The sequence below is a fragment of the Sphingomonas sp. CFBP8993 genome (assembly GCF_034044895.1).
In the GTDB taxonomy this organism is placed as follows: Bacteria; Pseudomonadota; Alphaproteobacteria; order Sphingomonadales; family Sphingomonadaceae; genus Sphingomonas.
The window spans coordinates 384,505-398,308 of the sequence record NZ_JAXCWU010000004.1 but is presented as its reverse complement, the minus strand read 5'-3'; the positions used below and the strand labels follow the sequence as shown (position 1 = coordinate 398,308).

Genomic DNA, 13,804 nt, shown 5'->3' with positions numbered 1-13,804 from the left:
CGCTATATGAGGCCCTTTCGGACAGACAAGGTAACGACGTGTTCAAAGGCTTGAGCCCCATCCTGTACAACGGCCGCGAAGTCTGGCCGCTGATCGAAGGTGGGAAGGGCGTCGCTGCGACCAATCACGCCTCGGCGGGAGCCTGGGCGGCGGCTGGCGGCGTCGGCACCGTGTCGGCGGTCAACGCGGACAGCTATGACGCCGAGGGCAAGATCATTCCGCAGATCTACCGCGCGCTGACCCGGCGCGAGCGGCACGAGGAATTGATCGAATACGCTATCGAGGGCGCGGTGCAGCAGGTCAAGCGCGCCTGGGACATTGCCGGTGGCAAGGGCGCGATCAACATCAACGTGCTGTGGGAAATGGGCGGCGCGCAGCGTGTGCTGGAAGGCGTGCTGGCGCGCACCAAGGGCCTGGTCGCGGGCGTGACCTGTGGTGCCGGCATGCCCTACAAGCTGTCCGAGATCGCGGCGCATCACCAGGTCAGCTATCTACCGATCGTCTCGTCGGGCCGCGCCTTCCGCGCGCTGTGGAAGCGCGCCTATTCCAAGGCGTCGGAATGGCTGTCGGCGGTGGTCTATGAGGATCCCTGGCTCGCCGGTGGCCATAACGGCCTGTCCAACGCCGAAGACCCGTTGCAGCCGCAGGACCCGTATCCGCGCGTGAAGGCGCTGCGCGACACGATGCGCGAAGGCGGGATTTCAGACGATGTGCCGATCGTGATGGCGGGCGGCGTCTGGTACTTACGCGACTGGAACGACTGGATCGACAATCCCGAGCTGGGCAAGATCGCCTTCCAGTTCGGCACGCGCCCCCTGCTGACGCAGGAAAGCCCGATCCCGGAGGATTGGAAGCAGCGGCTGATGACGATCGAGGAGGGCGATGTCCTGCTCCATCGCTTCTCGCCGACCGGTTTCTATTCCAGCGCGGTGCGCAATCCGTTCCTGCGCAGCCTGGAAGCGCGGTCCGAGCGCCAGATCGCCTTTTCGACCCAGGAAGCCGGCGACCATGTCTTCCAGCTCGACGTGGGCGTGAAGGGCAAGAATTTCTGGGTGACCAAGGGCGACCTGCTTCGTGCGCGCGAATGGTTCGGCAGCGGCTTCACCATGGCGCTGAAGACCCCCGACAACACGCTGGTCTTCGTGAGCCCCGAGGAAGCCAAGGAAATCCGCAAGGACCAGGCCGACTGCATGGGCTGCCTGTCGCAGTGCCTGTTCTCCAGCTGGGCGGACAGCGAGACCAATTCGACCGGCCGTCTAGCCGATCCGCGCAGCTTCTGTATCCAGAAGACGCTGCAGGAGATCGCCCATGGCGGTGACGTCGAGCAGAATCTGATGTTCGCGGGCCATGCCGCTTACAATTTCAAGCGTGACCCCTTCTACTCGAACGGCTTTGTGCCGACCGTGAAGCAGCTGGTCGATCGCATCCTGACCGGTGACTAAACGCAGATGATGACGCCGGAACTCTACGGGACGCTGCGAAGCGTCGCGAGAGTGATGGCGTCATTTCCCGAAGGCTGGTCGATCATCGGCAGTGCGGCGATGGTCCTGCACGGCGTCGATGCGGGAGCGGTCGGGGATGTCGACCTGCTGGTCGAACCCTGGCTGGCGGATGCGGTGTTCGATCAGATGGGCGTGACGCCACTGACACTGCCGCCCGACCCGCTGTTTCGCTCGGCCGCTTTTGCGAGATGGGACAAGCCGCCAGTCCCAGTCGAGGTGATGGCGGGGCTGCACGTTGCAGTCGCCGGGCAATGGCAGCCGGTCGCGCTGTCCACGCGCAAACGGATCGATATCGCCGGTCAGCGTCTGTTCGTGCCGGAGTCCTCGGAATTGCTGGCGCTGTTCCGGCTGTTCGGTCGGCCCAAGGATGCGCCGCGCATTCGGGCTTTGGCGGCGGCGGAGGCGGCGGTACGACCGACCGCCTCCGCCTGACCCGATCAGTCGGCGACGGTGCCGACCACCGCGCCCGCCGTCCCGCCGACCGCTGCACCACGCTCGACGCTACCGCCGGTCGCCGCCGCGACGCCTGCACCACCCGCACCACCGATCGCGGCACCCTTCAGCGTCGAGCAGGCCGAGATCGACATGGCGGTGGCGGCGAGGGCAAAGGTAAATGCCAGCTTTTTCATGGTGGTAGCTCCCGTTGAAATGACAGGGAGGGAATGCAGACGCACCGCCACGGTTCCGCACCGCAATATTTTGACATGGTTTCGGCGACGCGCGACCATGCCGCAACGCATCATGACGGTGATAACAGGACATGGTTGATCCATGTCACCCGCTGTGTCAGGCAAAGGTCATGCAATCAGATATCCGTGCGATCGTCGCCGCCTCGTCCCATGCCCTCGTCACGGGCAACAAGGTGGCCGGACTCTACGACCAGTCGGCGGACCGGCATCTGCGCATCGCGGCGGAGGCGCGCGGCCAGCATCTTCAGGGCCTGGACGGCGACCGCGGCGTGAAGTTCGGCGGCACCCTGCCCGAACTCAGCGAAACCGGGGCGGGGGGATCGATCTATATGGAGATCGGCGACGGCACCGCACGCGGCTTCGACCGGACGACGTCGAGCCACTTCACCTGTCGCAGCGATGACGACGTGGTCCAGCTCTACGACCACTCGGTCAGCGCGTGGTTCAGCTACCGCGTGCAGACCGTCTGATCCAGACGGGGAGGGGGATTTTAGGGCGGATCAACATTCAGTCCCCTTCTAATTCCTCCCCTTTCAGGGGAGAAATGAAATGGATGTCGACCCGGCCTAAATCCATCCTTCCAGCACCTGGTCCGGCGGGCGATGGCCGTCGGCCCAGCTGCGGATATTGGCGATGACCCGCTCGCCCGAGGCGACCCGCCCCTCCAACGTGGCCGATCCCATATGCGGGGTCAGCACGACATTGGGCAGCGCCAGCAGGCGCGGATCGATCTCCGGCTCGTGCCGCCACACGTCGAGGCCCGCACCCGCCAGCCGTCCATCCTCCAGCGCGTCGACCATCGCATCCTCGTCGACGATCCCGCCACGGCTGGCGTTGATCAGATAGACGTGCGGCCGCATCAGGGCGATGCGGCGGCGGTCGATCAGGTCGTGGCTGTCGGCGTTGAGCGGCGTGTGGATCGACACGATGTCGACCGTACCCAGCATCGCGTCGAGATCGTCATGCCAGGTCGCGCCCAGTTCGGCCTCGATGCTGGCGGGCAGGCGGCGGCGGTTGTGATAGTGGATCGTCAGGCCGAAGGCGCGCGCGCGGCGTGCGACCGCCTGTCCGATCCGCCCCATGCCGACGATGCCCAGCGCCTTGCCGCCGATCCGGTGGCCCAGCATGCCGCCGGGGCTCCAGCCCTTCCACGCGCCGGAGCGGACCAGCTTCTCGCCCTCGGCCAGGCGACGCGGCACCGACAGGATCAGCGCCATCGTCATGTCGGCGGTATCCTCGGTCAGGACGCCGGGCGTGTTGGTGACGATGATACCGCGCGCGCGCGCCGCCTTCAGGTCGATATGGTTCACGCCCGCCCCGAAATTGGCGATCAGCTTCAGGCGTGGGCCCGCACCTGCGATCAGGTCGGCGTCGATCGCATCGGTAACGGTCGGGACCAGTACGTCGCAATCCGCCATTGCCGCGGCCAGTTCGTCGGGCTGCATCTTCTCGTCGGATCGGTTCAGCCGCGTATCGAACAGCGCGGCCATCCGCGCCATGATCGGATCGGGCAGTTCGCGGGTGACGACCACCCTGGGGTTCAGGCAGCGGCGTGGATCGACCATGCGTCATGGATTGGGGCATGGCCGTGCGTCCGTCAACCGGCCCCGTCAACTCGGCAAGCCGCTTGCGAACATGGTTGAAGCGCCGCCCCGGCTCGGCGTAGAGGCGGGATGGGCGGGCAGTTAAAGGGATAATGGATGCGCAGGTCGATCGCCGGACTGGCACTGATCGCGACAATGCTGTCGACCGGCCTGGCCGCTCCCGCCGCCATCGCCGCGTCGGAAAAGCGCGCCATGCCCTATTACGGCTCGATCGGCGCGACGGTCGCCCGGATGCGGACCGGCCCGGCACGCGCCTATCCCGCCAGCTGGACCTATCGCCGTCAGGATCTGCCCATCAAGGTGCTGGCCGCGTTCAAGGAATGGCGCAAGGTGCAGGACCCCGACGGCACCGAAGGCTGGATGCTCGCGGTCCTGCTGCGCAACACCCGCACCGCGATCGTGCGCGGCACCGAACCACTGCCCATGCGCTCGGCCCCGAGCGAGGGCGCCAAGACGCTGTGGCGTGCGGCTCCGGGTGTCGTCGGGCGGATCAGCGAGTGTAACGGCGGCTGGTGTCGGCTGGACGTGAAGGGGCAGGCCGGATTCGTGCCGGTGGGGTCGATCTGGGGCGTCGAGCCGGGCGAGACGGTGCCGTAATTCGTTCTTGGGGCACCCTCAATCCCAGGCACGCCCCTCCCGCAAGCGGGAGGGGATGGGGGAGGGAAGGCCACAAGCGATGGTCTCGGTGAGACTCCATACCTTCCCTGCTCCAGTTTCAGGTAAACGATGCCCCGCATCGCTTAGAGTTTGATCCATCCAATCCGAAACGCCACCCCGGCGGAGGCCGAGGTCCAGTTGCGAAGGCTTCATTGATGGAGCGAGCCGGACCATCACAACGGCCCCCCCGACTGGACCCCGGCCCCCGCCGGGGTGGTAACGCAACAGGTCTGGTCTGGTGGATCAAACGCTAGGTCATGCCGGGGGCATGACCGACCTGAAACTCGCCAGGGGGAGGGGGGAAGAAGGGGGAGCGCGGCCTTACATCAACTCCACCGCCATCGCGGTCGCCTCGCCGCCACCGATGCACAGCGACGCCACCCCCCGCCGCGCGCCCTTCGTCTCCAGCGCCGACAACAGCGTCGCCAGCACGCGTGCGCCGCTCGCCCCGATCGGGTGGCCCAGCGCGCAGGCGCCGCCATGGACGTTCAGCCGGTCGTGCGACAGGCCCAGGTCGTGCATCGCGATCATCGCGACCGCCGCGAACGCCTCGTTCACCTCGTAAAGATCGGCATCGCCGGTCGACCAGCCGGCACGCTCCAGCGCCTTGCGCATCGCAAAGACCGGGGCGGTGGTGAAGCGGGCGGGCGCATGGGCGTGTCCGGCCTGCGCCACGACCCGCGCGACCGGGGTCAGGCCCAGCCGCTCCGCGACGCTCAACCGCGTCATTACCAGCGCGGCGGCACCGTCCGAGATGGACGAGGCGTTGGCCGCCGTAATCGTGCCGTCCTTGGCGAAGGCGGGCTTGAGCGTCGGGATCTTGGCGGGATCGCCCTTGGCGGGTTGCTCGTCCAGGGTGATTTGTTCTTCGCCCTTGCGGGTCTTGACCGTGACGGGCACGATCTCGCGGTCGAACGCGCCCGACCCTTGCGCCGCCTTGGCGCGGTCCAGCGAGGCGATGGCGAAATCGTCCTGGGCGGCGCGCGTGAACTGATATTCCTGCGCCGCCTCCTCGGCGAAATGGCCCATCAGCCGTCCGCGTTCATAGGCGTCCTCCAGCCCGTCGAGGAACATGTGGTCGTACAGCGTATCATGGCCGATGCGCGCGCCGCCGCGATGCTTGTGGCTGAGATAGGGGGCGTTCGTCATGCTCTCCATGCCGCCCGCGACGATCATCTCGGCCGAACCCGCCGCCAGCGCCTCGGCCGCCATGATCGCGGCCTGCATGCCCGAGCCGCACATCTTGTTGACCGTCGTCGCCTCGACATGCTCGCCCAGCCCGGCGAAGATCGCCGCCTGGCGCGCGGGCGCCTGGCCCAGCCCGGCGGGCAGGACGCAGCCCATATGGATACGCTCGACCAGGGCGGGGTCGACACCCGCCCGCTCGACCGCGCCCTTGACGGCGGCGGCACCCAGCTGGGTCGCCGACAGGCCCGACAGGCTGCCCTGGAACGATCCCATGGGGGTGCGGGCATAGGACAGGATGACGATGGGGTCCGTCATGGCATACTCTCCGATAGGTCTGTTTTGATGTCGTTGTTTGCCGCGCGCCTTACGCCTTTTGCCCCGGCCACGCAAAGGGGGTAGGGGCGAGCCATGACGTTCGGGGCGGCATCGGCGGCATGGGCCGCGATCTATGGCGGGGCGGGGGCGATCACGGGCTCGTTCGTCGCCGCGCTGGTGTTGCGCTGGCTCGACGATCGCTCGGTCCTGGTCGGCCGGTCGGCGTGCGACGGGTGTGGCGGCACGCTGCGCGCCTGGGAACTGGTCCCCGTGTTCAGCTTCGTCCTGCTGCGTGGTCGCTGTGCGCGCTGTCGCCAGCCGATCGACCCGGTGCATTGGCGGATCGAGGTGCTGGCGGCGCTGATCGGCGCGGTGGCGGGCTGGGTCGCCGGGGCGGACGGATGGACCGGCGCGCTGTTCGGCTGGTCGCTGCTGGCGCTGGGTGCGCTCGATGCGCTGGCGCTCTGGCTGCCCGATCGGTTGACCGCGTGGCTGGCGGTGACCGGGCTGCTGACCGGCCTGGTCAGCCCCGTGCCTCCGCTGGACGATCGCATCCTCGGCGGCGTGGTCGGCTTCGGCGCGCTATGGGGAATCGCGGCGGGCTATCGCTGGTGGCGCGGGCGCGAGGGCATGGGCGGCGGCGATCCCAAGCTGATGGGTGCGATCGGCCTGTGGATGGGCTGGCGGATGTTGCCTGCCATACTGCTGGTGGCGTGCGTGATCGGGCTGGGCTTCGTCGCGTTCCGGCGGCTGCTGGGGCATGAAACCGGCGCGCAGGACATGGTGCCGCTGGGTTTGTTGCTGGCGCTGGCGGCTTACCCGGCCTGGGTGGTGATGATAGGAGGGATGCCATGATGCTGCTGTCGATGCTCGCCCTGGCGCAGTCTGTCGCGCCGCCCGAGCCGGGTACGCTTCCTCCACAGGCGCTGCCGGACAAGGGCTGTGCCGCGTATCTCTGGGCGGTTCAGGACCAGCGTTTCGTGGCGATGGCCGAACCGGGACGGCTGCGCCTGGTGCTCGACGGCAAGCCGGTCGACCTGCCCGCCACCGAGGCCGGGGGCGTCGGCACTTTGGGGCTGGCCAGCACGACGCGTTATGCCGGAGCGGGCGTTGTCGCCACGCTGGACATGACTATCGTCCGCCGGGAAACGTTGCAGGATGGGGCGATGGTGTCGGAGGCGGCATTGCGCCTGATCCGCGGAAATCAGGACGAAATCGTCGTGCCGGTCGGTGGTCTTGTGGGGTGCGCCGCCACATCGCGTTGATCCTGAAAGGGAACTTTGCGCCCTGTCCCGGCGTTTGCTGATCGTTGGGGGATCGTTCCGAATACGGAGGAGCCCTGTTGGAAAGGGGCTTTTGACAGCGTGGCGGAATGGAACGGTAGACACACCTGGCTTGCGTTCGCGCTGATTGCTCCCACCCTGTTTTCGTCGCCCGTGCATGCGCAGCTGGCCAAGCCGGGCACCGCGCCCGCCCAAGGTCCCAGCGTGCCGCAGGACCAGGGCGACGGTACGGCGGCGCAGGACAATGCCCCGATCGTTCCCGACGCGCAGTTCGACGCCGCCTTGCCGCCGCTGAGCGGCAACATCAACGCGCCGCTGGAATCCATGGCTACCATGGAGAAGAACCAGCCCCGCGCGCAGACCATTCCCGTACCGCAGGCCGCGCCCCCGCTGCCCAGTGCCCAGACCGCGCAGCCGCTGGCCACCGGCGATACCATCGGCCCGATCGCGCCAGAGGACCCGCAGCTCGCCCAGCCGCTGACCCCGCTGGCCAGTTTCGATACGACCCCGCTGGAAACCGCGACCGATCCCAAGAGCGGGCGGGCCCCCGAAATCCGCTACGACATCGACATACGCGGCCTGGCCGAGTTGAAGCTGGACGACGAGTTCAAGGGGCTGTCGGCCCTGCGTGAGGGCAAGGGCAAGGCGGCGAACGCCACCCAGGTCGCGGCCCGCGCGCGTGAGGACGAGCAGCTGGCGATCCGGCTGATGAAGTCGCTCGGCTATTACGACGCCACCGCCATCTCGACCCTGCAACGCGAAGGGGTGGGCGAGGATGCCAGCGGCGAGGCAGGCCGGTTGAAGGTCGTGCTGACCGCGACGCCGGGGCGGCTCTATCGCCTGTCCTCGGTAACGGTGAAGGCCGATCCTACGACGCCGCCCGATCTCGTCCGCCAGAACCTGCCGCTCAAGGTCGGCGACCCGATCGAGGCGGCGCGTATCCAGGGCGCGGAGGCCAATGTCAGCCTGGTGCTGCCGCAGCGTGGCTATCCCTTCGTCAAGGTGGGCGATCGCGACATCCTGCTGGAGGATCAGGGGCCTGAGCCCGTCGGCGCGTATACGCTGCCGGTCGATACCGGGCCGCGCTCGGCGTTCGGCAAGCTGACGACGACCGGTGATGCGGTGTTCGACCTGGATCACCTGAACGTCTTCCCGCGCTTCGACGAGGGGCAGCTCTATGATTCGCGGCTCACCGACGATCTGCGCAACGCGCTGGTCGCGACGGGCCTGTTCAACGGCATCGCGGTCGAGCCCAAGCGAACCGGTCGCCTGAACCCCGACGGCACCGAGGCGATCGATTTGCAGGTGACCCAGACCAAGGGGCCGAGCCGGACCCTGTCGGGCGAGGGTGGTTATTCGACCGGTCAGGGCGTGCGCTTGCAGGGCAGCTTCACCAATCGCAACGCCTTCAAGCCCGAAGGCGCGCTGATCGCCTCGGTCATCGCGGGTACGCAGGAGCAGGGCCTGAGCGGCACCTTCCGCCGCTCCAATGCCGGGCGGCGCGACCGGACGTTCCAGGTCATCGCCTCTGCCAGCCACCAGAATTACGACGCGTTCGACGCCTTTATCGGCACGGTCGCCTTCCGCTGGAGCTACGACTCGACGCCGATCTGGCAGAAGAAATTCACCTATGCCTTTGGCGGTGAGCTGACCGGCACCAACGAGAGCGTCTATGATTTTGCGCGCGGCGAGCGGGTGCGCGGCACCTATGGCATCGCCGCCATTCCGGGACAGGTGGTGTTCGACCAGTCCAACGACCTGCTCAACCCGACGCGCGGCTATCGCCTGAAGCTGAACCTCAGCCCCGAAACCTCGGTGCGCGGCGCGGTGCGGCCTTATGCGCGGACCATGATCGAGGGGACGTTCTACTATCCCTTCAACGACAGCCTGGTCATTGCGGGCCGGGCGCGGGCAGGCGCGATCTTCGGGATCGAGCGCGACGATCTGGCCCCGTCGCGGCGCTATTATGGCGGCGGCGGGGGCTCGGTGCGTGGTTACGGCTTCCAGCGGCTCGGGCCGTTCGATCCGCAGGGCAATCCGGTCGGCGGGCGCAGCCTCAACGAGTTCGCGCTGGAGGCACGCTACCGCTTCGGCAATTTCGGCATCGTGCCGTTCGTCGATGCGGGCAACAGCTATGAGAGCACCTTGCCGACGGGCAAGGACCTGCGCTTCGGCGCGGGCATCGGCGGGCGCTTCTATACCAATTTCGGGCCATTGCGCGTCGACGTCGCGACCCCGCTGAATCCGCGTCCGGGTGACGGCAAGGTCGCCCTCTATATCTCGATCGGGCAGGCCTTCTGATGGCGGACGAACAGACCATGTCGCCCGAACCCGCGAACGAAACGGTGATCGTGCGCCGCCCGCTCTGGCAGCGCGTGCTGAAATGGATCGGCATCGTGATCCTGGGTCTGGTCCTGCTGGTCGGGGCGGTCCTGCTGGGCATCAATACCGATCCGGGGCGGCGCTTCGTCGCGGACCAGCTTGGCGGCTATACCACCGCCTCGGGCCTGAACATCAAGGTCGGGCGGATCGAGGGTTCGCTCTATGGCCGGATGCGGCTGGTCGACCTGCGGGTCAGCGATCCCAAGGGCGTGTTCCTGTCCAGCCCGCGCCTCGACGTGGACTGGCGGCCCTTTGCCTATACCAAGAACCATGTCGACGTCCGTTCGCTGAACGCCGACCTGGTCACGCTCGCGCGGCGGCCAGAATTGAAGCCGACGCCCAGCGACCCGAACGCGCCGCTGCTCCCCGATCTCGACATCGATGTGAACCGGCTGACGCTGAAGCGTTTCGTGATCGGTGCGCCGGTGACGGGGCAAAAGCATGTGCTGGCCATCGACGGCAAGGTGCATATCGCCGACCGGCGTGCGCAGGTGACGGCCAGCGCCGATGCCCTGCGCGGCCCCGGCGTGGCGGGCGGTGACCGGCTGCGGCTGGTCCTCGACGCGGTGCCCGATGCCGACCGGCTGGCAGTGGACGTCAAGCTGACCGCGCCGACCGGCGGCGTGGTCGCGTCGATGGCGGGGCTGAAGGCGCCGCTGACCCTGACGGTCGACGGGCGCGGCGGTTGGAAGGCCTGGAGCGGCCGCGCGATCGCCACGCTGGGCGGCGGGCAACTCGCCAATCTCAACGCCACCGCTCGCGACGGGCATATCGAGGTGCGGGGCGTGACCCGGCCGGGCCTGTATCTGGAAGGACCGGTCGAGCGTCTGACCGCCCCTGCGCTGCAGGTGGCGATCGATACCACGCTGAACGAGCGGCGTGCCGACACGCGGATGAAGCTGCGCTCTTCGGCGCTGATGGTCGATGCGGGTGGCCTCATCGATCTGGCGAACAGCCGGTTCGGCAATTTCGCGGTCGATGCCAAGCTGCTGACCCCCGGCGCCATCGCACCGAACCTGCGCGGTCGCGACGTGCTGGCGCGGGTGGTGCTGGACGGCGCATTCGCGACGCCGACCGTGGATTACAAGATTCGCGCCGCCGCACTGGGCTTTGGCGAAACCTCGGTCGAGAACCTCTATGCGGAGGGGCTGGCCAAGGTGAATGCCGACCGCATCCTGGTGCCGGTCAAGGCGAAGGCGAAGCGGATCGCGGGGTTGAACGCCGCCGTGGGAGGGCTGACCAACAACGTCGCGATCCAGGGCGACTTCGCGGTCGCCATGCCCAACATCCTGTCGGACAATCTGCGCATCCGCTCGGATAATATCGATGCGACCGCGGTGGTCGTCGCGAACCTGAACACCGGGCGCTATACCGGTGCGCTGAAGGGCCGGGTCAACAACTACCGGGTCGAGAGCATCGGCATCATCAACCTGACCACCGACGCCAATCTGGTGGCGACGCCGGGTGGCTTCGGGATGAAGGGCCGGGTGGTCGTTCGGACGCAGCAGATCTTCAACGAGGGCGCACGCAACTTCCTGGGCGGCAACGCCGTCATCCGCGCGGATGTCGAGTACAGCCCGCAAGGCATTGTAACGTTCAGCGGCCTGCGCATGGCCGCGCCCCAGTTCCGAGTGACGCGCGGCAGCGGACGCTACAACCCGGCCAACGGCGCGCTGGCGGTCGAGGCAGATGCCTATTCCAACCAGTATGGCCCGATCACCGCGCGGGTGACGGGATCGCAGACCAATCCGGTGGTCGTGCTGCGCGCGGCCAGGCCGGGGGTCGGCGTGGGGCTGGCCAATCTTCAGGCCCGGATCGTCGGCCGGAATGGCGCCTATGCCGTCAACGCTCGCGGCGATACCAATTACGGTCCCTTCACCGCCGATGTGCTGGTCAGCACCGGGCGGCAACTGGCGGTCGACATTCGCAGCCTGGTCTTTGCCGGGATCAATGCGAGCGGTCGCGTGGTGCAGACGGCGGCGGGGCCTTTCGCGGGCGCGCTGCAATTCGCCGGGCAGGGGATCAACGGCCGCGTGCAACTGGCCGATCAGGGCGGCAACCAGCGTGCCGACATCGCCGCGCGTGCCTATAACGCCCGCGTGCCGGGCATGGTCGACTTCACCATCGGCCGCGCCATCGTCAACGCCAGCGTTGTCATGGTCCCCAACGCGCCGCAGATCGTCGCCGACGCGCAACTGGCGGACACCCGCTATGGCGAGGTCGTGATCCAGTCGGCACGGGCGAAGGTCAACTATGCCGGTGGGCGTGGCACGGCGCAGGCGGTGCTGACCGGGTCGTCGAGCATCCCGTTCAACGTCGCGCTGAATGCACAGCTGTCCCCCAACAACTATCTGGTGGCGGCCAAGGGGCAGGCCAACGGCATTCCCTTCCGCACCGCTAATCTGGCGCGCGTCCAGAATGCCAAGGGCGAGTGGCAGCTGTCGCCGACCCGGATCGACTTCGGTCGCGGATCTGTGCTGATGGCGGGCACCTATGGCAATGGCCTGAAGGTGCAGACGCGGCTCGACAAGTTGCAGCTGTCGATCCTCGACGCCTTCGTGCCGAACCTGGGCATCTCGGGACAGGCGAGCGGTGCGCTCGACTTTGCCCAAGCCCGCGATGCCAGCTTCCCGGCGGCCGAGGCGCGGCTGACCATCGCCAATTTCCGGCGTACCGGGCTGGCGGCGGTGTCGGAGACGGTCGACATCGTGTTCGCCGGACGTCTGGTCTCCGATGGCGGAGAGGCGCGCGCGCTGATCCGGCGTGGGCAGATGGTGGTTGGCCGGATGGTCGCCAACCTGCGGCCGCTGCCGCCGGGCAATGGCGGCTGGGTCAATCGGCTGATGCAGGCGCCACTTTCCGGCGGCCTGCGGTATAACGGCCCGTCGGCGGTGCTGTTCTCCTTCGCTGCGCTGCCCAACCAGCAGCTCAACGGCCCGATCGCGGTCGCCGCCGATTTTGGCGGGCGGGTCTCCGCGCCGCAACTGAACGGCCTGATGCGCGCCGACAACCTGACCTATGACAACGAGGCATATGGCACCCGCCTGACCAACATGCAGCTGGCGGCCCGGTTCAACAACGACCGGCTGGAGATCACCCGCCTGCAGGCCAAGGCGGGCGAGGGTACCATCCAGGCGCAGGGCTCGATCGGGCTGGCGGCGGATAGCGGCTATCCCGTCGACATCCGCGCGCAGCTCAACAACGCCCGGCTGGCCGACAGCGATGCGCTTGCCGCCACGACCAGCGGCACGGTGCGCCTGACGCACAACCGCGATGGCGGGTTGATCCAGGGCGACCTGACCGTGCCCAACGCCCGCTATCAGATCATCCGCCAGGGCCAGGCCGAAGTGCCCGAGCTGACCGGCGTGCGCCGTCGCAGTGAGATCCGCACGCCGCGTCCGACCGACCGGCCCGCACCGGCCGCACCGTCGGGACTGTTCCGCCTCGACCTGCGGGTGCGTGCGGCCAACCAGCTGTTCGTGTCCGGCATGGGGCTGGAGTCGGAATGGGAGATGGACCTGCGCATCGGCGGCACCAGTGCGGCGCCGACGATCAATGGTGGCCTCGACCTGGTGCGCGGTACGTACAGCTTTGCGGGCAAGCGGTTCGACGTGAATCGCGGCACCATCCGCTTCCGCGGCGGCGCGCTGACCGATCCGGACATCAATATCCAGGCAACGACGACCACCGACGGCATCACCGCGGTCATCAACGTCACCGGCACTGGCCAGCGTCCGCAGATCAGCTTCACCTCGACGCCGACCCTGCCGCAGGACGAGGTGCTCAGCCGCCTGCTGTTCGGGACCAATCCGGAGAATCTGTCGGCGACCGAGGCGATCCAGCTGGCCGCCGCGCTCAACTCGCTGCGCGGGTCGGGTGGCGGTGGGCTGAACCCGTTGGGCAAGCTGCGTTCGGCGACGGGGATCGACCGGCTGCGCGTGCTGGGGGCGGATGATGCCACCGGCAGGGGCACCAGCCTGGCGGCGGGCAAATATCTGACCGACAATATCTATGTCGAGATCGTCACCGACGCGCGCGGCTTTACCGCGACCCAGTTGCAGATCGCGCTGACCCGCACGCTCAGCCTGCTGACCCAGACCGGCTCGTTCGGTGGATCGGCGGCGAGCCTGCGTTACTCGCGCGACTTTTGACCGAAGCTGATGCCCTCACCTTCCCTTTCCCGA

11 protein-coding genes are annotated in these 13,804 nt (G+C 67.7%); 8 read left to right on the top strand and 3 right to left on the bottom strand.

What is annotated here, in order from left to right:
• The first annotated feature begins 38 nt into the window (after positions 1-38).
• Positions 39-1,442 (top strand): NAD(P)H-dependent flavin oxidoreductase, encoded by a 1,404-nt coding sequence (locus SOM26_RS10675; RefSeq protein WP_320452688.1) that lies wholly within the window; start codon positions 39-41, stop codon positions 1,440-1,442.
• A gap of 54 nt (positions 1,443-1,496) precedes the next feature.
• Positions 1,497-1,934, top strand: coding sequence for a hypothetical protein (locus SOM26_RS10670; RefSeq protein ID WP_320452687.1), 438 nt, complete (start codon positions 1,497-1,499; stop codon positions 1,932-1,934).
• 5 nt (positions 1,935-1,939) lie between these two features.
• Here SOM26_RS10670 and SOM26_RS10665 read toward each other — a convergent pair whose 3' ends face one another.
• Entirely contained in the window at positions 1,940-2,131 is a 192-nt protein-coding gene (locus tag SOM26_RS10665) for a YMGG-like glycine zipper-containing protein (protein WP_320452686.1), read from the bottom strand.
• Between the two features lie 170 nt (positions 2,132-2,301).
• On the opposite strand from SOM26_RS10665, the gene SOM26_RS10660 reads away from it, so the two are divergent.
• The gene (locus tag SOM26_RS10660) at positions 2,302-2,661 is read left to right on the top strand and encodes a hypothetical protein (protein WP_320452685.1); all 360 of its coding nucleotides are present in this window, start codon (positions 2,302-2,304) and stop codon (positions 2,659-2,661) included.
• Positions 2,662-2,757: 96 nt separating this feature from the next.
• Here SOM26_RS10660 and SOM26_RS10655 read toward each other — a convergent pair whose 3' ends face one another.
• On the bottom strand, positions 2,758-3,756 hold the full coding sequence (locus SOM26_RS10655; RefSeq protein ID WP_320452684.1) for a 2-hydroxyacid dehydrogenase: 999 nt from the start codon (positions 3,754-3,756) through the stop codon (positions 2,758-2,760).
• Positions 3,757-3,891: 135 nt separating this feature from the next.
• Between SOM26_RS10655 and SOM26_RS10650 the strand changes: the two genes are divergently transcribed.
• Complete coding sequence (locus SOM26_RS10650) at positions 3,892-4,392, top strand: SH3 domain-containing protein (protein WP_320452683.1); 501 nt, start codon at positions 3,892-3,894, stop codon at positions 4,390-4,392.
• A 381-nt stretch (positions 4,393-4,773) separates the two neighbouring features.
• Here the strand turns inward: SOM26_RS10650 and SOM26_RS10645 are convergent, their stop codons facing one another.
• Positions 4,774-5,955 carry an acetyl-CoA C-acyltransferase gene (locus SOM26_RS10645; RefSeq protein WP_320452682.1) on the bottom strand — a complete coding sequence of 394 codons (1,182 nt, stop codon included), beginning with the start codon at positions 5,953-5,955 and terminating at the stop codon, positions 4,774-4,776.
• A 93-nt stretch (positions 5,956-6,048) separates the two neighbouring features.
• Between SOM26_RS10645 and SOM26_RS10640 the strand changes: the two genes are divergently transcribed.
• The 4 genes from SOM26_RS10640 to SOM26_RS10625 all read left to right on the top strand — a co-directional run bounded on the left by SOM26_RS10640 (position 6,049) and on the right by SOM26_RS10625 (position 13,771).
• Positions 6,049-6,810, top strand: coding sequence for a prepilin peptidase (locus tag SOM26_RS10640; protein ID WP_320452681.1), 762 nt, complete (start codon positions 6,049-6,051; stop codon positions 6,808-6,810).
• Entirely contained in the window at positions 6,807-7,220 is a 414-nt protein-coding gene (locus SOM26_RS10635) for a hypothetical protein (RefSeq protein WP_320452680.1), read from the top strand. Before SOM26_RS10640 ends, SOM26_RS10635 begins: the two co-directional genes overlap by 4 nt.
• A 99-nt stretch (positions 7,221-7,319) precedes the next feature.
• Positions 7,320-9,539: an autotransporter assembly complex protein TamA gene (locus tag SOM26_RS10630; RefSeq protein ID WP_475527925.1), complete on the top strand. Its 2,220-nt coding sequence runs from the start codon at positions 7,320-7,322 to the stop codon at positions 9,537-9,539.
• Positions 9,539-13,771 (top strand): translocation/assembly module TamB domain-containing protein, encoded by a 4,233-nt coding sequence (locus SOM26_RS10625; RefSeq protein WP_320452679.1) that lies wholly within the window; start codon positions 9,539-9,541, stop codon positions 13,769-13,771. The genes SOM26_RS10630 and SOM26_RS10625 overlap by 1 nt, the downstream gene beginning before the upstream one ends.
• The last annotated feature ends 33 nt before the right edge of the window (positions 13,772-13,804 follow it).